Source organism: Shewanella electrica, from assembly GCF_022321485.1.
In the GTDB taxonomy this organism is placed as follows: Bacteria; Pseudomonadota; Gammaproteobacteria; order Enterobacterales; family Shewanellaceae; genus Shewanella; species Shewanella electrica.
Window position 1 is genome coordinate 261,328 of sequence record NZ_JAKOGG010000002.1, and the last position, 19,238, is coordinate 280,565.

The 19,238-nt window shown below is 45.3% G+C and carries 16 protein-coding genes and 2 pseudogenes; 14 read left to right on the plus strand and 4 right to left on the minus strand.

The window, feature by feature from the left end:
- Positions 1 to 7: 7 nt before the first annotated feature.
- From L9G74_RS03710 to dinG, 3 genes are read right to left on the minus strand one after another with little or no spacing between them, the layout of a single operon-like run.
- Positions 8 to 664: a primosomal replication protein gene (locus L9G74_RS03710; protein ID WP_238894932.1), complete on the minus strand. Its 657-nt coding sequence runs from the start codon at positions 662 to 664 to the stop codon at positions 8 to 10.
- Positions 661 to 1,431, minus strand: coding sequence for a sulfite exporter TauE/SafE family protein (locus tag L9G74_RS03715; protein WP_238894933.1), 771 nt, complete (start codon positions 1,429 to 1,431; stop codon positions 661 to 663). The genes L9G74_RS03710 and L9G74_RS03715 overlap by 4 nt, the downstream gene beginning before the upstream one ends.
- Positions 1,432 to 1,443: 12 nt before the next feature.
- Entirely contained in the window at positions 1,444 to 3,516 is a 2,073-nt protein-coding gene (gene dinG, locus L9G74_RS03720) for an ATP-dependent DNA helicase DinG (protein ID WP_238894934.1), read from the minus strand.
- An 87-nt stretch (positions 3,517 to 3,603) separates the two neighbouring features.
- Between dinG and L9G74_RS03725 the strand changes: the two genes are divergently transcribed.
- The 13 genes and pseudogenes from L9G74_RS03725 to L9G74_RS03770 all read left to right on the plus strand — a co-directional run bounded on the left by L9G74_RS03725 (position 3,604) and on the right by L9G74_RS03770 (position 16,484).
- A complete protein-coding gene (locus tag L9G74_RS03725; protein ID WP_238894935.1) occupies positions 3,604 to 5,985 on the plus strand; it encodes a DNA polymerase II in 2,382 nt (793 codons plus the stop codon).
- Positions 5,986 to 6,384: 399 nt separating this feature from the next.
- Entirely contained in the window at positions 6,385 to 9,198 is a 2,814-nt protein-coding gene (locus L9G74_RS03730; protein WP_238894936.1) for a TonB-dependent receptor, read from the plus strand.
- 193 nt (positions 9,199 to 9,391) lie between these two features.
- Positions 9,392 to 9,646 carry an IS66 family insertion sequence element accessory protein TnpA gene (gene tnpA, locus L9G74_RS23505; RefSeq protein WP_438944544.1) on the plus strand — a complete coding sequence of 85 codons (255 nt, stop codon included), beginning with the start codon at positions 9,392 to 9,394 and terminating at the stop codon, positions 9,644 to 9,646.
- A 16-nt stretch (positions 9,647 to 9,662) separates the two neighbouring features.
- Positions 9,663 to 10,016 (plus strand): IS66 family insertion sequence element accessory protein TnpB, encoded by a 354-nt coding sequence (tnpB, locus tag L9G74_RS03735; RefSeq protein WP_238894937.1) that lies wholly within the window; start codon positions 9,663 to 9,665, stop codon positions 10,014 to 10,016.
- An 86-nt stretch (positions 10,017 to 10,102) separates the two neighbouring features.
- Positions 10,103 to 10,312 (plus strand): annotated as a pseudogene (locus tag L9G74_RS03740) (IS66 family transposase); the annotation flags it as partial.
- Positions 10,313 to 10,367: 55 nt separating this feature from the next.
- A pseudogene (locus L9G74_RS22420) lies at positions 10,368 to 10,586 on the plus strand (reverse transcriptase domain-containing protein); the annotation flags it as partial.
- Between the two features lie 13 nt (positions 10,587 to 10,599).
- Positions 10,600 to 11,091: a group II intron maturase-specific domain-containing protein gene (locus tag L9G74_RS22425; protein ID WP_369123383.1), complete on the plus strand. Its 492-nt coding sequence runs from the start codon at positions 10,600 to 10,602 to the stop codon at positions 11,089 to 11,091.
- A 454-nt stretch (positions 11,092 to 11,545) separates the two neighbouring features.
- Positions 11,546 to 12,328 carry a DUF3450 domain-containing protein gene (locus L9G74_RS03745; protein WP_238895166.1) on the plus strand — a complete coding sequence of 261 codons (783 nt, stop codon included), beginning with the start codon at positions 11,546 to 11,548 and terminating at the stop codon, positions 12,326 to 12,328.
- Positions 12,328 to 13,683, plus strand: a complete 1,356-nt coding sequence (locus L9G74_RS03750; RefSeq protein WP_238894938.1) for a MotA/TolQ/ExbB proton channel family protein — start codon at positions 12,328 to 12,330, stop codon at positions 13,681 to 13,683. Before L9G74_RS03745 ends, L9G74_RS03750 begins: the two co-directional genes overlap by 1 nt.
- Positions 13,683 to 14,210, plus strand: a complete 528-nt coding sequence (locus tag L9G74_RS03755) for a MotA/TolQ/ExbB proton channel family protein (protein ID WP_238894939.1) — start codon at positions 13,683 to 13,685, stop codon at positions 14,208 to 14,210. The genes L9G74_RS03750 and L9G74_RS03755 overlap by 1 nt, the downstream gene beginning before the upstream one ends.
- Before the next feature lie 13 nt (positions 14,211 to 14,223).
- On the plus strand, positions 14,224 to 14,628 hold the full coding sequence (locus L9G74_RS03760; RefSeq protein WP_238894940.1) for an ExbD/TolR family protein: 405 nt from the start codon (positions 14,224 to 14,226) through the stop codon (positions 14,626 to 14,628).
- A gap of 2 nt (positions 14,629 to 14,630) precedes the next feature.
- The gene (locus tag L9G74_RS03765; protein ID WP_238894941.1) at positions 14,631 to 15,245 is read left to right on the plus strand and encodes an energy transducer TonB; all 615 of its coding nucleotides are present in this window, start codon (positions 14,631 to 14,633) and stop codon (positions 15,243 to 15,245) included.
- Positions 15,246 to 15,254: 9 nt separating this feature from the next.
- The gene (locus tag L9G74_RS03770; RefSeq protein WP_238894942.1) at positions 15,255 to 16,484 is read left to right on the plus strand and encodes a tetratricopeptide repeat protein; all 1,230 of its coding nucleotides are present in this window, start codon (positions 15,255 to 15,257) and stop codon (positions 16,482 to 16,484) included.
- 341 nt (positions 16,485 to 16,825) lie between these two features.
- Here L9G74_RS03770 and L9G74_RS03775 read toward each other — a convergent pair whose 3' ends face one another.
- Positions 16,826 to 17,347: a GGDEF domain-containing protein gene (locus tag L9G74_RS03775; RefSeq protein ID WP_238894943.1), complete on the minus strand. Its 522-nt coding sequence runs from the start codon at positions 17,345 to 17,347 to the stop codon at positions 16,826 to 16,828.
- A gap of 78 nt (positions 17,348 to 17,425) precedes the next feature.
- Between L9G74_RS03775 and L9G74_RS03780 the strand changes: the two genes are divergently transcribed.
- Positions 17,426 to 19,237 (plus strand): DUF885 domain-containing protein, encoded by a 1,812-nt coding sequence (locus tag L9G74_RS03780; protein WP_238894944.1) that lies wholly within the window; start codon positions 17,426 to 17,428, stop codon positions 19,235 to 19,237.
- The last annotated feature ends 1 nt before the right edge of the window (position 19,238 follow it).

A 19,238-nucleotide genomic window follows, 5' to 3' on the forward strand; every position in this document is an offset into this window, starting at 1 on the left:
ACAAGAATTAGAATTGTTTATTTGGGCGCTCAAATAATTGAATACGTTCTTCAATATAATGAATTGCTTGCCTGCATTTCCCCAAACGTTTGTGCATAGCGAGCAGGTCATTCTGAACAGCAATTTTTTCAGTAATGTGACAGTTGTCAAGGCGAGCTTGCAACTGCTCTATTTTAAACTGAATTTTCTTTTCCCAGTTCAGATGCTTATTTAGCTCTTCGTATAACTGGTGGCTGTTACGCATCACTTCTGCAGCGATCCAGCCAAAGCCTGAATCAGTATGACGTTGTTGCATTTTACGCTGATAGACAGCTTTTTTGCTGTTTTTATTTTGTTGCTGTGCTTTTAAGTCGATTGATGTGGTGCTTATTGCACGCTTTAATGCAACAAATCTATCAGCCAAACGTTCGCAACTGGCTTGTAGCACAGGGGCTGAGATCCCCGCTGCAAGCTGTTTCTCTAACTGCTGGAGACTGTGCTCAAGTTGGGCTACACAGGGATAAAGTTTACCGCCGCTTTGTTGGAACAGTGCCTGATCAAACCGCTCTAAATGCGCCAATAAACGCAAGTTTTGCTCAGATTGCGACTGATCATGTTGCAGCACTTCTTGCTCAAGATGTTTGAGTTGCTGTCTGAGCTTTTGCAGTAGGGCTTGGGTATTCATGTCCAGGCATTCCAGCTTAAATGTATCGCGATGATAATCACCATGGTAATAAACAGTGGCCGAATAAACGGCAGACCAAAGCGTATTGCCGAGTGGGTGCCTATATAGGAGCCAAGCATCATCGAACTGCCCAGTAGCAAACCAACGGCAAAGTCGACATTGCCGTGATAGATAAAAATTGCCAAGGCCACGATATTGCTAACAAACGTCATGGCGCGGGAGAGGGCACAGCTCTTTAAGAATGACAATTTATATAACACACGACTACTAACGATCCACATCGACCCCAGCCCTGGCCCGGCAAAACCATCATAACTGCCCAGTATGAAACCTTGCAGTAGTTGGCGTTTAGTACGAGGCCGATGTTTGGGGGGATGAAACTCACCGTGTAATACTTTTCTGAACAGTAAACTGTACAACGCTACCAAAATGACGATAACTGGCAAAATTTTCTCTAGTAGGTCGCCATCAATCAAATACACCAGCACACTGCCTACCACTGCGCCAACTGCAGTGGCGATGAAGCATTTTTTCCAAAGGCGGGGATCAAACAGATGTTTTTTATAGTAAGTATAAGCGGCGGTAGATGAACTCATAGAGGAGGCAAGCTTGTTGGTGCCGAGCGACAGATGTGCGGGCATACCGACACTGAGTAAGGCTGGAATTGACAGTAATCCGCCACCGCCAACAATGGCGTCGATAAACCCCGCCAGCAAACCCGCGCCAGCTAACACTAGCCAGTTGATACTTGTTGCAAGAATTTCCACTAAAGGCCCAGTTTATTCAATGACACGGCGATAAGGTGGCAACGCATCCAGTAGCGATTTGCCGTAGCGTTTACTCACCAACCGCCGATCGAGGATGGTAATTCGGCCATAATCTTCCTCTTTACGCAAGAGTCGGCCACAACTCTGGATCAACTTGCGCGAAGCGTCGGGAATGGTGAGCTGTAAAAACGGATTGCCGCCTTTAAGTTTGACGTACTCCGAATGCGCCTGTTCGACCGGTGAGGTTGGCACTGCAAAGGGCAGTTTAGTCACGATCAAATTGGTGAGGTAATCGCCTGGCAAATCAAGCCCTTCAGAGAAACTGCCCGTACCAAAGATAATGCTGGCTTGCCCTGCATCACAACGGGCTTTATGGGCATCAAGCAAGGTTTGCCGTGGCGATGAACCTTGCAATAACGGTGTTACTGGGAGTTTGCCTTCCAGCAACTGCGCCACTTTCTCCATTTGCCAGTATGAAGCAAACAACACTAGGGTGGCCGTTTCACCTTCGACGAGATGACGGATCTGCTTGGCTAGCTCATCGGTATAGGCGTCTTCTGCTGGCTCTGTTGCCATTTTAGGTAAGTACAGTGTGGCGTTGTTTTCAAAATCAAATGGCGACTGCAGCGCTAAGTAGCGACTACCATCGCGTGGTGATAATCCCACCTGATAAGCAAAATGTTCAAAGCTGTTAAGCGCACGCAAGGTAGCACTACAGAGGACAACACCGGCGGCCTTTTCCCACAACAAGTGTTCCAACATAAAGCCGACTTCGATAGGCGAGGCGCAACATAAGTAGTCTTGTTGTTTGCCAGTGATCTGCTCTAGCCAGCGAGCAGTCGGTGCGCCTTTAGGATTATCTTCCTTAGCCATCATCTTCCACAGCTTTTGTAAATTCTCTAGCCGTTGCAGCATAAAGCCGCATTCGGATACCAAGCCATCCGCTTGATGTTTCGGAATTTCACCATCTTTAATTGCTTCCGACAGTAGCATCTGCATCTTGTTAAACTGTTTGAGTGCCTCGTTTGATGCGGTAGCGAGGTTTTCTGACAAGATGGTTAATGGCTCGGGCAATTTGCCGTGCACAAAGCGCCAACGATTATCTTCATTGGCAAAAAATTTGGGGTTGCTATCGCAGAAATGCGCCACTTTTTGCAGTAACGATGACAACTCCTCGGTGCGATCTAACATCGCTTGTGCAGGGGCAATGATGTAATTGCTTTTAATCTGCGTCTGCAATTTTCCGACGGTTTTTTGTAATTTGTCTAACCAATCCGCAGCGCCGCGTAACGCTCCCTGAGCGCTAGAAAAGTCACGTGCGACGATAGGCAGGTGGTGTGCTTCGTCGACCACGTACAGTAAGTCTTCTGGATCAGGCAAAATCACGCCACCGCCTAATTCCAAATCGGCCAGCAATAAACTGTGGTTGGCAATCAGCACATCCCACTCTTCCATGTTATCGCGAGACTTATGAAATGGACATTGCCCGTGGCCTGCCAGTTGTTTATGGCAGGAGTGTTTATCAGAAGCCACTTGCTGCCACAAATGATCTGGAATCGGTGTTTTAAGCGAATCTAGCTCGCCATTCCAACGACCTTGGCGATAGTCGTTGAGCATCTGTTGCAGTTGTTGAATTTGGCTGTTGTCCGGTTTGGTTTGCCACATCGCTAACTGGTCGGCGCCGCTATCACCAACTAACATCTCAAGCTTGGACAAACACACATAGCGTTGACGGCCTTTGACCAAGCCGAAACGAAAATCAATACCGCTATGTTCGAGAAAGAAGGGGAGATCTTTATGAAGTAGCTGTTCTTGCAGTGCCACGGTCGCTGTGGCTATGCACACTTTTTTATTAGTGGCCATTGCCAGAGGAATGGTTCCAAGAATATACGCCAGCGATTTACCGATCCCCGTGCCAGCCTCAATCACAATAATTTTTCTGAGCTTGTCGTAATCACCCGCCAAGGTTTTAGAGATCTCGGCCACCATATAGTTTTGCTCGCGACGTGAGCGAAAATTAGGGAGTGCTGACGAAATCTGTTTATAGATTTCTCGAATTTGGGTTTTTACGTGGGCTGCAAGCATTCAGTGCTTTCCTCTAAAAATTCCTGTATATATTAACAGTAATTGCGCCCGCTGATAACCGTAAATTGGCTGCTTTAGGACGATAAATTGATACCGCAACACCAAACCATTTCTGGCCGCGTGCTGACACGTCACTGGGTCCAACGCCCATCTGGTGCCGTGTTGCAATATTACCTGAATACTGCAGATGGCGCTGTACTGGTAGAAGTCGCTGAAGGACAACAGATATTTTTTGCTAATCAGCGCGATGCTTCCATGCTGGCGCAGCAACAGCACGGACTAACCGCGCGCCCTATTGCGTTGAAGAGCTTTCAATCTGAACCAGTAGCGGCACTATATAGTGCGAGTGCATCGGTGACCCGACAAACCATCGCACGCGCCAAAGATTTAGCTATCACGCTGTATGAAACCGAAATCAAACCACAACAACGGTTTCTGATTGAGCGTTTTATCGCCTTTGAAGCGGAGTTCTACGGTTATTTTGACAACCAAGATTCCAGCGATTGCTCCAACAAATTTATCGCCACTCGTGCTCGATCGACCTCCATTGATGCTGCCGCTATAGCGATCAAAATGGTGTCGTTTGATTTAGAGTGTGGGCCTGACGGGCAACTCTACTCTGCGGCGGTTTATGGGGCGGACTCCTTAGGTCATGCGCAGGTAGCGCAAGTGTTTATGATTGGTGCCCCTGAAGCGTCTGAACAAGATATTCACTGGGTAGCCGATGAAAAGGCACTGCTATTGAGACTGATGGATTGGTTTCAAACTTGGGACCCAGATGTGATTATCGGCTGGTCAGTTATCGGTTTCGACTTGGCGTTGCTTTCTAAACGTTGTCAGCTATTGGGGATTGCGCCTCAATTTGGTCGCCTCGGGCAGCCATTAGGTTGGCTGGTCGAAGGCACTTATCGCCCTGAAACCTTATCTCTACCGGGAAGGGTAGTGCTGGATGGTATCGACTGGTTAAAAGCGGCCTTTTATCAGTTTGATAGCTTCTCTCTAGATTTTGTTGCTCATGCATTGCTAGGTGAAGGCAAAACCATTGCGAAAGACAATAAAGTGGCCGAGATCAATCGACAGTTTCGTGAAGAAAAAACCACGCTAGCTTATTACAACCTGACAGATTGCCGCCTAGTGTGGGATATCTTTGTTAAAACTGATTTGCTTAACTTTGCTATGGCACGAGCCCAATTGACCGGGTTAGAGTTTGGCCGAGCAGGTGCCTCTGTTGCTGCTTTTAATAATCTCTATTTACCGCACCTGCATCGCGCCGGGTTCGTGGCTCCAGCGATGCCAGCCAGTAACGGCTTGGAAAGTCCTGGCGGCTATGTGATGGATTCGATCCCCGGCCTCTATCGCGACATTTTGGTATTGGACTTTAAGAGCCTATATCCCTCCATCATCCGTACATTCTTAGTCGATCCGCTCGGGCTGGTTACTGGTTTCACAGAAGATGATAAGCACACTGTTGCAGGGTTTCGCGGAGCCCGCTTTAGCCGCGAAGGGCATATTCTACCGGGGCTGGTTGGCAAACTCGCTGATGCGAGAGAACATGCTAAGCGCGAGCAGAATGCCGCATTGTCGCAAGCGATTAAGATCATCATGAATTCGCTTTACGGTGTGTTGGGCTCAAGAGGTTGTGTATTTCATGATGCCAAGCTCGCTAGCTCGATCACTATGCGAGGCCATCAAATCATGCAGCAGACTAAAGCATGGATTGAAGAGCTGGGTTACACGGTGATATATGGTGATACTGACTCTACTTTCGTGTGGCTTGGTGAGCAGCATAACGTAACCGATTGCGAAGTTTTTGGTCGGGAGTTAGCTGCACAAATCACTGAAAAATGGCGCAGCCATATCCAACAACACTATCAACTGCCGAGCTATTTAGAGCTTGAATTTGACAATCACTTTAGCCGCTTCTTCATGCCGACGTTAAGAGGTTCTGACGCAGGCTCAAAGAAACGCTATGTAGGCATGAAGCGGGACAAAAGTGGCAATGAACAATTGGTGTTTAAAGGTATGGAGCAAGTGCGTAGTGATTGGACGCCGCTAGCCAAACGTATCCAGCACGAGTTGTACTGGCGTTTGTTTCACGACACCGATGTGACAGCATATTTACGTGAGCAGATAGCGGCGATACACCGCGGCGATTGTGATGCTGAGTTAGTGTTCACTCGTCGCTTACGGCGTGACATCCAAGATTATCAATCGCAAGCAATTCCACATGTAAAAGCAGCGCAACGCCTAGTCGAATCCACCCAAGACCCACGGCATGGCAAACGAGGTGCGGTGATTCATTACGTAATCACGACGTCAGGAGCGATCCCGACCGCCATAACTACAAACCCACCAGACTACGACTATTACGTAGACAAACAACTCCGTCCCATTGCAGAACCTGTCCTTAATTCTTTGAATGTTAAATTTGAGGATCTTATTAACAAGCAGATATGTTTTAACATCTAGAAAACATTAATTAAGTATTAAATTAATCGTTTTAGCATGCTTTTGCATCCAATTTGAATTATAAAATTACAATTATTTGGCCGTAAAATGAACATTCAACATCAGTGAGTAACAAATTATTGATATTTTAAAGTTAAAGGATAATTAGTTATTTTTATCGATTATTCCTTTTTTTTTGAGTTTTTATAGGGAAAATTCATTTTTTCTGTTTTTTTATGAGTCAGCATTGAGACTGGTAAAGTCTTGGAATCTATGAAATAGAAAATGTGATGTTGATAAATTGTTTTTCATGTGTTTTTATCTCTACCATTGTTCACAAAGGTTCCATTTTTGTTTGGTTTTGTGACACAAAAGCGAGCGCAAACGACGCTCGTAATAATAAATCAAGGGAGAAATAGCATGATTGTTAAGAGAAATGCTCTGGCTAAAGCGGTAAATTTCGCTCTAGTGAGTGGTGTTGTGGCTGCGTCGTTTTCTTCTGCATCATATGCGGCAGAAGAGGCAGCAACTAAAGTTGAGCGGATTGAAGTAACCGGGTCTCGTATTAAGCGTACCGATATGGAAACTCCAGTTCCGGTGACAGTGCTTTCACGTGAAGATATTCTTCAATCTGGCGCTATTAATGTTTCTGATATTCTGAATCAATCTCCAGTAACCATGGCTGGTTCTAACCAATCTAACAGCACATTTTCTACAACTACAGTAGGTTTAAATACGACCTCGTTGAGAAACTTGGGCGAATCTAGAACCCTAGTGTTGGTTAATGGTCGCAGATTTGTATCTGGTGTAGACCCTTCAACAGGGTATGCTGTTGACTTAAACGCAATTCCTGCGTCAATGATTGAAAGGATTGAAATCCTTAAAAGCGCATCTTCCGCAATCTATGGCTCAGATGCTGTTGCAGGTGTTGTTAACATTATTACCCGCAAAGATTTTGAAGGGGTGGAAGTTAACGCGCAATATGGTACGTCAGATGAAGGGGATCGAGACACCAAAACCATCTCTATCACTTCAGGTAAAAACTGGGATGGCGGTAATGCATGGGTTTCATTTGGCTACGATGATGATGCTGGTATTAAAGGCACAGATCGTGATTTTTCTAAAGAGGATTTAGCGGTATTTTTGGATGAAAACGGACGGGAATATGTTGGTCCTCTATATTCCTCGTTTCCTCCTCAGGGGCGAGTAGGCAACTACAATGGTGATGGTACACCTTATACATCTGATAACGGCTTCAATAGGGCTTCATATCGTCAGTTGGTAACTCCGCTTGAGAGAAAGTACGCTGCGGCAGGATTTACGCAGGCATTGTCAAATAACGTATCCATGTTTACAGAGTTTAACTGGAATACAACTAAGACCAAAGATTCTACAATTGAACCAACTCCATTAGACGTAGTGAATGATGTGTGGTTAAAGGATCGTAATGGTACTGGTGGTATGGATATCAATTCACCACTCATTCCGGATGCCTTAAGAGCAGCGTTAGTTGCTGATGGTATTACTAATTTGAATCAGACCAGTTTTGTTCGTCGTATGACTGAATTTGGTGCACGTTCAACTGATTTAGAACGAAATACAATTCGTGTCGCCTCAGGGATTGATTGGAATATCAATGACTTGTGGAATTCACAAACATATTTCACTTGGGGGCGCACTGATCAGCTTCAAGACAACGGTGGACAGGTCAATGTTGAACGAGCCGCATTAGCCTTAGATGTGATCCGTGATACCAGTGGTAATTTGGTTTGTGCGAATGAACTTGCTCGCGTTCAGGGATGTGTCCCGCTCGATCTTTTTGGTGCGAATACTGTAAGTCCTGAAGCTGTTAAGTATGTAATTTCTCCAGCTAAAGCCTCTGGACAAGCGGAACAGTTCGTATTGGGCAGCTCTGTGACCGGTGAATTGCCAATTGAATTAGCTGGCGGTAATGTGAATGTTGCATTTGGTCTTGAGTACCGGGAAGAGAAAGGAAGCTATAGTCCTGGTGATTTGGCACAAACTGGTGCTTCAAGTACCAACCAAGCAGATCCAACAAACGGCAGTATCTATAGCCGTGACGTTTATGCTGAGACTATTCTCCCTGTTTTAGACTCTTTAGAATTAGACTTGGCTGCGCGTTACGCAGATCATTCAATTACAGGCGGTGATGTAACTTGGAATGCTGGTTTAGATTTTACTCCGATTGATGAACTGAAGTTCCGCGCCTCGGCAGCACGAGCAATTCGAACCCCAAATATTGCTGATTTGTACGGTGGGCGCAGTGAAACTTTCGCGAACGTATCAGATCCATGTAATGGCGTAGATGCTTCTACAACCGGTAATATAGCTGAAAACTGTCGCTCCATTCAGTCAATTAGTGATCGAATTGCAGACGATGGCAGTTTTGTGTTAACACAAGCAGAAAAACAGGGGACTGGCGGAACTACGGGCGGGAACCAAGATGTAAAAGCTGAAACCGCAGATACTTGGAGTCTTGGGGTTGTTTGGCAGGCGCTAGATAACTTGTCACTGACCGTGGACTACTATGATATTTCGGTTAAAGATGCGATTGCTACAACTAGCCGCAGTACTGTGCTGCAAAGATGTTTTGATGTAGCACCTGGTGAGTTTGATGCGACCTGTGGCGGAAATTCTATACGCGATCAGAATGGTGCGTTGACAGAAGTCCATTCCGGAACTTCCAATGAAAACAATATTGATACTTCTGGTTTAGATACTGAAATAAACTACTTCACAGATATTGGAAGTGGTACGTTTAAAGCTCAACTGGTTTGGAACTATACCCGTGAGTACGTAACAACGGGTATTTTAGACGGCGATTCTGAAGATACAGTTGGTGAAGTTTTGACACCTAGACATCGTGCTAACTTAAACTTGGCATATGCCTTGGATGATTTAAACTTCTCTTGGAGAATGCGCTACTGGGCAAGTGTTGTTGACTCGAAATTCGAGTATAACGGCAACTACACTGATGGAAATGGTTTGACAACATACAACTCTGTTGGTGCAGTTATCTACCATGACATTAATGCGCGTTATAATTTCTCTGATGGTATTCAGGCTTATGTAGGGGTGAATAATTTATTTAATAAACAACCTCCTATGCTGCCTCAAGGTACTGTGTATGGTGATACAGGACCTAACACTGCAACTACTGCTTATGATGTAACAGGTCGTTATTATTACGCAGGTGTATCTGTTAAGTTCTAAGTCTCCAGGTTAGATCTGAGTATGTAAGCGGGTGCCTCGGCACCCGCTTATTATTTGTGCTCCGAGCATGGCGTTGATGTGTGAGGTGAAAGGTTTGACGATTACAACAATTACCACCCACACAGTGGATTGAAAATGATGTCACCTAGAGAGTATCGAGCTCTCAAAGTGGCGAGTTAATCTGTCCGTTTTAGTGGGGGCAACTACAGCATCTATCGTCGAGCAACAAAAACAAAGCCAACTATCCATTAAGCCGTTTTGCGAAAACAATAGCATCAACTACCAAACTTTCTTTTACTGGTCTAAGCGACTGCGCTCCCATGAGACAGTACAGACCTTGCACCCCATCGCGTTTGATGAACCTCGCCATTCACCCTCTGAGGTTGTTGTCCTGCTTTTTGCTAATGGTATTCGCGCTGAGTTGCCCGCTGCACTCAGTCCCGTGTAAATCAAGCATTGGATCGATGCGCTACAATGGCACCTCCAGTAAGGTCTTCTTGGTCTCCGGTATGACCGATATGCGCAAGTCCATTGATGGATTGTCACTGAATGTCACCGAGCAACTGGATATGGAGCCGTTCAACGAAGCTTGGTTTATCTTCTGTAATTGCGGACGCGATAAACTCAAAATCTTATTTTGGGATACCAATGGGTTTTGGTTTTACTATAGCCGTTTGGAGAAAGGGACTTTCAAATGGCCTCGACCGAATTCCCATGGCGTAATTGTCATCAGCAAACCGCAACTTCACTGGTTCCTCACTGGGTTGCCACTCGAGAACAGTAAAGCCCGTCAACCCTTAAATGGGCTGGAAGTGTGATGCAAGATACCGAACGCGATTTTGCACTTGAACGATCGTTTTTAGCCGTCACACTAGGCACCATACCATGCTGTAGATGATACCCAATGACCGACTTCTCCAATGACATTGAACAACTCAAAGCCATGCTACTTGCCAAGGATGCATTGTTACAGGCCAAAGAAGAGGACGTCGCTGCACTGAAAACTCAGGTGCAATTACTCGTTGAGCAGCTCAACCTAAATAACTCTAAACGCTTTGCCTCCCAAAGCGAAAAGGTCGCTAAAGGTACGTTTAACGAAGCGGAACAGCAAGACGCGTTGGCTTTTGGATGAGTGTGATAAATAGTTAGAACATAGAGGGCATAAGTTCTGCCGATATGCAGACGATTGCCAAATCTACATAGTTAGTGAAGCAGCTGCGCAACGGGTGAAAACCTCGGTAACGAAGTTCTTGTCGCAGCTTAAATTGCGGGTAAACCGCAAGAAAAGCGCGGCGACCAGAGTGAGTGAGCGTGGCTACTTGGGACACCGCTTCAACGATGATGGTGTGATAGGTATCAGTGATGATGCAATGCATCAGATGAGATGACGCAATGCATCAGATGAAGAAACGAGTGCGACAAGTGACCAAACGAAATAGAGGGCGAACGTTCCCGAGCATCATCAAGGAACTATCGACGTATCTACGCGGCTGGCAGAACTACTTTAAACTGGGCTTAAGGTCGTCATCGATGGGTCACCTAGACAGTTGGAAAAGACGCCGACTGCGGTGCTACCGTCTAAAACAGAGAAAGCGGAAATATAGCATAGCGATGTGGCTGATTAGTTTGGGAGTCGCCAAGCATAATGCCTGGAAAGTCGCGGTCTCTAACACAGTTGTATTAGATTTCTTTTTAACATATTGTTTAAATTGGATACTTTCACTCCACGCCCCAATTCTTATCGCCCTATTTTTGGTTCATCGCGTAGTTAGCGGGGACTTAAAACAAAACGGCAGCAAGGTACATATCCAGTTTAACCTTACACAAAGAACAGTTTTCATATCACACCATACAGCTTTATCGTGGTTCTGGGATGGCATTCATGCCATATAAATCCTGCTCAAACAATTTCTTTTATCACAATTACTTTCAAGCCTTACCAGTATGTAAGTCGCTAAATTAGGGAAACGTTTAAATACGCTAGCAAGGTTGGTGGTTAATTCAACATTAGATATTCTAAATGTATAAGAAATCAACAGTCGTAAACGCTAATGTTTAACGCGTCGGGAATGGCGATTAATGCCCGCCAATAGTGGGAAAGTTACGGTTTTAAAAATTTGCTACTTTATGTCGGATTTTTGGTTGCTGATTCACTTGTTTCCGTGTTGACACAACTCGGGCTTTTATGAAATGATGCCAGCGGGTCTATGCCTTTCGAGGTGTAGAAAAGGGAAGAAAAATCTAACAATCACAACAGAAAGATGTACTTAGTTTTGTATACCTATCTCGTAAGATGGTTACACTTACTAAGTTGAATTGTTTATTCACTTCAAATTGGTTGGGAACTATGTCCAAGGTAAGCAATAGAACAAAAATCGCTTCTGCGCTTGTCGGCGCGCTGGCGTTAGCCAGTAGCAACTTCGTTGTTGCTGATCCGCTGACTGATGCTCAGGCAGCAGCAGGTAAGTTGCACACTGATGCAGCTAAATCTCAAGCTCAGGTTGATAAGTATTTTGACCAAGCACAAGATATGCTGTTTGAATATTCTTCAGTAGCTGATCAAAGAGAATCGCTGAAAGCCTACAACGATTATCTGGCAACTTTGGTTGCAGATCAGGAAAACACCATGAAAGGCATTCAAGACGACATCAGCGGCGTAGATAAACTGCGTCAAGGTGTTGTTCCTTTGATGTTTAAAATGGTTGATAACTTAGAAAAATTCGTCGCGTTAGATCTTCCTTTCCGCGCAGAAGATCGTAAAGCCCGCGTTGAGAATCTGAAAAAAGTACTGAATACGGCTGAGGTAACTCTGGCTGAAAAATTCCGTCTGATTCTGGATGCCTACGCGATCGAACGTGATTACGGTAACTTCGTAGATGTTGAAACCGGTAAACTGAGCCTAGATGGTAAAGAAGTATTGGTTGATTACTTCCGTTTGGGACGCGTAGCTCTGTACGCTCAAAGCTTGGATCAAAAGAAAGCTTGGATGTACAACCCAGAAACCAAAGCATGGGATTCTCTGGACGACAGCTATCTGCGTGACATCACCAAAGGCATTCGCATTGCTCGTAAACAAGGAGCAATGGATCTGTTCGCGTTACCTGTTCCAGCTGCGGAGGCTGCAAAATAATGAAGAAGTTAATCACCTCAGCATTAATCGCTGCTAGTTTCACTTTGACTGCAGGCATCGCTCACGCGGAAGACGCACCAAAGACCATTGATCAGTTGTTACAACAGATCAAAGTAGAACGTGCTAACCAAGGTAAAGTTAACGCTCAACGTGAAGCTGAATTTAAAGCGGAAAGCGGTGACAAAGCTGCTCTGTTGAAAAAAGAGAAAGACGCTCTTGCAGCAGAAACTAAGCGCGGTAAAGACCTGAACCAAGCGTTTCTTGATAACGAACATAAAATCTCTCAGTTAGAAGCTGACCTGAAAACTGCTCAAGGTGACTTGGGCGAAATGTTCGGTGTTGTTAAAGGTGAAGCTGGCGATTTCGCTGGTAAGCTGATCAACTCAAACGTTAGCGCTCAGTTCCCTGGCCGTGACAAGTTCATCACTGAATTGGGCGCTCGTAAACAGCTGCCTAAAATTGAAGAACTGGAAAAATTCTGGGAAGAAGAACTGTTCGAAATCACTCAAGGTGGCAAAGTTGTTAAATTCAACGCTGCTGTAACTGATATCGACGGTAACGTAGAAAACACCACTGTGACTCGTATCGGTGAGTTTAACCTTATCGCTAACGGTAAATATGTTGTGTGGAAGCCAGACTTGGGAATCATCCAAGAATTGTCACAACAGCCTGATGGTTACGTTGTAAGCAGCGCCGCTGACTTCGAACAGACCTCTTCAGGTACAGCTAAAGTATACATCGATCCAGGTCGTGGTGCTTTGCTGAACATCTTTACTCAGAAAGCTAGCATTGAAGACCGTATCGAAGCTGGTGGTACCATCGGTTATATCATCATTATTCTGATGATCTTCGGTCTGTTGATTGCCATCGAACGTCTGATCACGTTGACTATTGTTGCTGCTCGCGTTAAATCTCAAGCGAAACATGTTGATAAACCAGGTAACAACCCACTGGGTCGTGTACTGAAAGTTTATGCAGAAAACAAAGATGTGGACGTTGAAACTCTTGAACTGAAACTCGACGAAGCCATTCTGAAAGAAACTCCAGCATTGGAAGCTCGTATCTCTATCATTAAAGTATTGGCAGCTATCGCACCTATGATGGGCCTGTTGGGTACTGTAACTGGTATGATTGCAACCTTCCAAAGTATCCAACTGTTCGGTACTGGTGATCCAAAACTGATGGCAGGTGGTATCTCTATGGCACTGGTAACTACCGTTGAAGGTCTGGTTGCAGCATTGCCACTGATGTTAATGCACGCTGTTGTTGTTGCGCGTAGCAAGTCTGTTGTTCAAATCATTGAAGAACAAAGTGCAGGTATCATCGCGGAACACGCTGAGAAGAGGGCTGACTAATGATGCTATTCCTGATGGACATTTGGGATGCCGTCAGGGGCTTCATGGCTGCCGGGGGCGACGTCCTTTGGTTAGTAGCATTGGTGCTGTTCCTCATGTGGGTAATGATGTTAGAACGCTATTGGTATATCTCTTTTGTTGTACCAAAAGAGCACAAAGCGATCGTTGCCTCGTGGATGGCCAGGGATGAACGTCATTCTTGGTACGCTCAGCGCATCCGTGAAGCTTGGGTATCCCAAGCGAAACAAGATATGAATGCACGTATGCTGATTATCAAAACCTTAGTAGCTATCTGTCCGATGATTGGTCTGTTAGGTACAGTTACAGGTATGATTTCAGTGTTCGATGTGATGGCGACTCAGGGCACAAGTAATGCCCGTTTGATGGCCGCTGGTATTTCATTAGCAACAATGCCTACTTTGGCAGGTATGGTTGCAGCGCTGTCTGGTGTGTTCTTTAGCACACGTCTGGACTCGAAAATGAAAATCCGTTTAGAGCGTCTCAAAGACAAGTTGCCTCAGCATTAAAGAGAGATTGAACATGGCACGTAAAAAGCATTCAAGTGTAGATGAAGAAGCTCAAGTTGACATGACTCCGATGTTGGACATCGTGTTCATCATGCTGATCTTCTTTATCGTGACAACATCGTTTGTTAAGCCTTCAGGTCTTGACTATAACAAGCCTCAAGCTTCTCAAGCGACGTCAAAACCATCTGCCAATATTTTCATCGGTGTTAGCAAAAACGGCACCATCATGATGGAAAATCGGTTGGTTGATATTGAACGTGTTTCCGCTAACGTTGAACGTATGTTGGCCGAAGCTCCGGAAGCCGCAGTACTTATCCAAGCCGATAAAGAAGCTCAACATGGTTTAGTTATCAAAGTGATGGATCAAGTTAAAGCTGCAGGCGTTGATAAAATTTCGGTATCAGCGGGGAAAGACTAATTATGTTTAGAGCACTAGTATCGATCATTATTGGTGCTGCTGTGACATTTGGTCTGTTCTGGTTTATGGCTAGTCTAGTAGGTGGCGGCGCAAAACGCGCCGACACCTCTGATGAGACGCCAGTTATCGAGATCACAATGGATAGGCAGGACAGTAAGGCCCAAGAAAAACCTAGGGATCCACCAAAGCCGCCACCACCACCGGAGAAGCCGCCTGAGTTGGACAATACTCCGCCAGATTCAAACACTGATATCAATACAACGATGTCATTCAATCTTGGTGGTGTTCAAACTGGTGGCCCTAGCACTGGGTTTAAACTGGGTAACATGATGACACGTGATGGAGACGCAACTCCTATCGTGCGTATTGAGCCTCAGTATCCAATTGCAGCAGCTCGTGATGGTAAAGAAGGTTGGGTACAACTTAGCTTTACTATTAACGAAATTGGTGGTGTTGATGATGTAGAAGTTATCAATGCCGAACCACGTCGTATTTTTGACCGTGAAGCAATTCGTGCACTGCGTAAGTGGAAGTACAAGCCAAAAATCGTTGACGGTAAAGCTGTTAAGCAGCCTGGTATGACTGTTCAACTCGACTTTAAACTGAACAAAGGGTAAGGGGGAAGCATGCGTAAGGTAAGTATCCTTGCAGCAGCAATGCTGTTGACCTTTACCGGTAGTGCATTGGCTGCTGACAAATGTCCGATTGACCAACGTCAATCAAAAGCAGTTGGCGAAAGCACTGGTCGTAAAGTTCAAAAGTCGTTTGAAGCATATCAAGCGGGTAACCTAGATGAAGCGATCACAGTGCTACTTGAAGCCGCACCAAAAGGCGAGTTCGATGTAGCATATGTATCGCGTATGCTGGGTAACTTCTACGCAGAAAAAGGTCAGATGGATAAAGCCATCAAGTATCTCAAAACTGCTGTAGACGCCGATGTTCTGGGTGGTGTTGACCACGCCGGTACTCTTCGGTTGTATGCCGACTTGCTGTTGCAAGAGAAAAAGTACAAAGAAGCGATCAGCTATTACCGTAAATGGATGGCATTTACCTGTAAAACTGACGTCACCGTTTATAAGCGTATGGCTGTCTCATACACTGAGTTAGAGCAGTGGAACGATGCGCTGAAGACGATTGACGAAGGTATTAAGCTGGCAGAGACTCCAGATAAAGGCTTGTACCAGCTGAAATTTACTGCTTTGTTCCAAATGAAGAAGTATAAAGAAGCTGTTAAAGTTCTTGAAATTACGGTGCCTTTGTTCCCTGACGACAAGCGTCTATGGGTGCAGTTGGCTCAGCTGTATATTCTGACGGAAGATATGGATTCTGCGCTGGAAACGTATGAAATTGCATACGATGCTGGCTTCTTAGAGACTGGCGATAATATTGTGCGTTTGTCACAGTTGTTGGCCTCTAAAGGTTCTCCATATCGCGGCGCTAAAATTCTAGAAAAGCATATTAAGAGTGGTCTCGTTAAAAGCGACGAGAAAAATCTGAGCATGCTAGCAGGATTTTTCCATCAAGCGAAAGAGCTGAAGGAAGCGGCAGAGTACTATGGTAAAGCTGCTGATATTAGTAAGAGCGGCAAGCTGTATTTGAAACAGGGACGTATTTTGTCTCTTGATCAAAAGTACTCAGCTGCAGTTCCAGTGTTGAAACAAGCGTTGGATGCCGGCTTGGATAATCCAGGCGAAGCACAGTTTGAGTTGGCACTGGCATATCTTAACCTTAAGAACCTGAAAGCGGCTTATAGCTATGCAGAGCAGGCTTCTAAGGATAAGAAAACCGCTAAGTCAGCTAACAGCTACCTTTCTTATATCAAAGAAAAGGCGAGACTCTCTAAAGTTTCTCTATAACTGATTAGTGCTTATTAAAAAGCCCCTTAATTGGGGCTTTTTTATGTCCAATAAGCAATCACAGTGATAGTGGCGATGGCTTTTTGAAGCACAGAGTCAGAGAAATTCTGTTCAATTACATGTTTCCCCAGACACTAAACCGCAGAAATTGCTTGGACTGTTTATCTTTGCTGTTTGTTGTGGCAACTGGCAGAGTCTGCCTTAGGTCAGGACGGTGATGTGCCATGTAGTTATTCTCCACCAACAGCAACTTACGCCAAATAAATTGGTCTCTATCGCTGGCCGAAGTGCACCGAAGAGGTATGCAAATAATTTATTTGTCATGCGGCCCCTGAGTGATCCTAATGAATTTTCTCAATCAAGCAGTCCTGATGTTGTTCTGCTTTTTTATGCTTTTCCGGATGCAACAATAGGTCATCCACTGTCATAAATAACATTTCAGGCTTCAGTGATTTTTGCGGCTGGCAGATACATGCGACAATCTTGCTATCGACACCGATGCCATGTTGTTGCATATAGCTGTTAGAAAAACTGTTCAGTTGCTCTCTTATGCGCTCAACGACAACCTTGGTGCCAGCATCATCGGTATTAAACAGTCCAACTGCAAACGTGTTGCTGTTTAAGCGGGCAAGCATGTCGGTATTGCGCAGTAATCCTTGTTGGATGCTTTGTGTGTAGCTCTCGCGTACACTAGGTTCGGCGCTGTTTTCACACAGCTGTGGGTGAACATACAATAGCACTAAGGTTTGTTGGTCCCTTAGATGGCGAAACCATTCGCGGTGAAATACTTCCATAAAGTAAGCTTGGTTATACACACCAGTTTCTGGATCCCTGAAACCGGAATTATTAAATGAATAAATCATACCGGTTACCTGTTTACTAAGACCTTTCAAGTATAGTTTAGCTTTGTAAAGTGCAAGTCTTTTAGGAGAATGTTAATAATGAAACTCGGATTATCGGCTATTTCACTGGCACTGTTGGTGAGCCTAGGCGGATGCAGTTCATCGAGTACTCAACCGGTCGCGCCTGATGCGGCTAAGGTCGTACAACAGCAATCAGTTGCCACGCAATACTTAGCTTTAGCTGATAAGTTCTTTAACGAGTACCTTAAGCTTGAGCCGATCTACGCCACTTTTGTTGGTGTGAATGACTACAATGCAGATTTCGGTGGAGATCTGACTGATGGTTACTATCAGGCTCAGCATGAGTTAAACAGCCGCTATTTGCAGTTAGTGAAGCAAATTGATCGTGCCGCATTGCCAGCTGACTTGCAGCTAAGTTACGACATGTTTGTCTATGATCGACAAATCGCACTGCAAAATGAACAGTTCCCTAATAAACTACTGCCGATGACGCAGTTCTACAGTTCGGTTATCACGATGGTGCAACTTGGCAGTGCCGAGAGTGCTCAGCCGTTTGCCACACTGCAAGACTATCAAAACTGGCATCAGCGCGTTAAAGGTTTTATCCGCTGGACTCAGTTAGCTCAGCAGCGTATGGATCAAGGCATTACACAACATGTCGTATTGCCTAAGGTTTTAGTGCAACGGATTATTCCGCAGTTGCGCGCCCAATTGGTGAGTCAGCCGCAAGACAGTATTTTTTATAATCCCATTAAGTCATTGCCAGCCAGCTTTTCAACTGATGAAAAGCAGCAGATCACCGCTGAATATAGCGCTATGATCCAAGACGAGTTAGTGCCCGCGCTCAAAGCATTAGCCGATTATTTTGAGACCACCTATCTGCCCGCTGCACGTGATAGCGCAGGTTATTGGGACCTACCTAATGGCTTGGCGTGGTATCAGCAGCAAGCTAACTATCACACCACGACCACCATGTCGGTTGATGAGATCCATCAGATTGGCCTTCAAGAGGTCGCACGTATCCTCAAAGAGATGGATAAAGTTCGCCAGCAGGTAGGATTTAAAGGTGACTTGAAGGCATTCTTTGCATCATTACAGACTGAGCCGCAATACTTTTATGACACACCTGCAGAGCTGATTAAAGGCTACGACGCGGTTAAAGCACGCATTAACAAGGTACTGCCGCAGTATTTTAACGTGATGCCAAAAGCTGACTACGTGGTTAAGCCCGTCGAGGCATTTCGTGAGCAATCGGCAGCAGGCGCATCTTATGACGCACCTGCCATTGACGGTAGTCGTCCCGGTATCTTTTATATCAATACTTACAACTTACATGCTCAACCTAAGTGGGGGATGACGACATTGTCGTTGCACGAAGCGTCGCCTGGGCACCACTTCCAAATTTCGATTAAGCAAGAGCTGGAGCATATTCCGCAATTCCAACGTTTCGGTGGTTACACGGCGTTTGAAGAAGGCTGGGCGTTATATGCAGAATACTTGGGTATCGAGATGGGCGTGTTTAACGATCCATATCAGTACTTTGGCAAACTGTCAGATGAGATGCTACGCGCTATGCGGCTAGTGGTTGATACTGGCATGCATGCAAAACATTGGACACGCGAGCAAGCCATTCAGTATATGAAAGATAACTCGCCGCTGGCGGAAAGCGACATCATTGCCGAAGTGGAACGTTATATGGCGCTCCCCGGACAGGCGCTATCATACAAAGTCGGCCAGTTGAAAATACTGTCGCTGCGCCATAAAGCAGAGCAGGCGCTAGGTGATAAATTTGATTTGAAAGCTTTCCATGATCAGCTGTTAACCACCGGTTCACTGCCGTTAGCGGTGATGGAAGATAAAATCGACCGCTGGATTGCTGCACAGCAGTAAT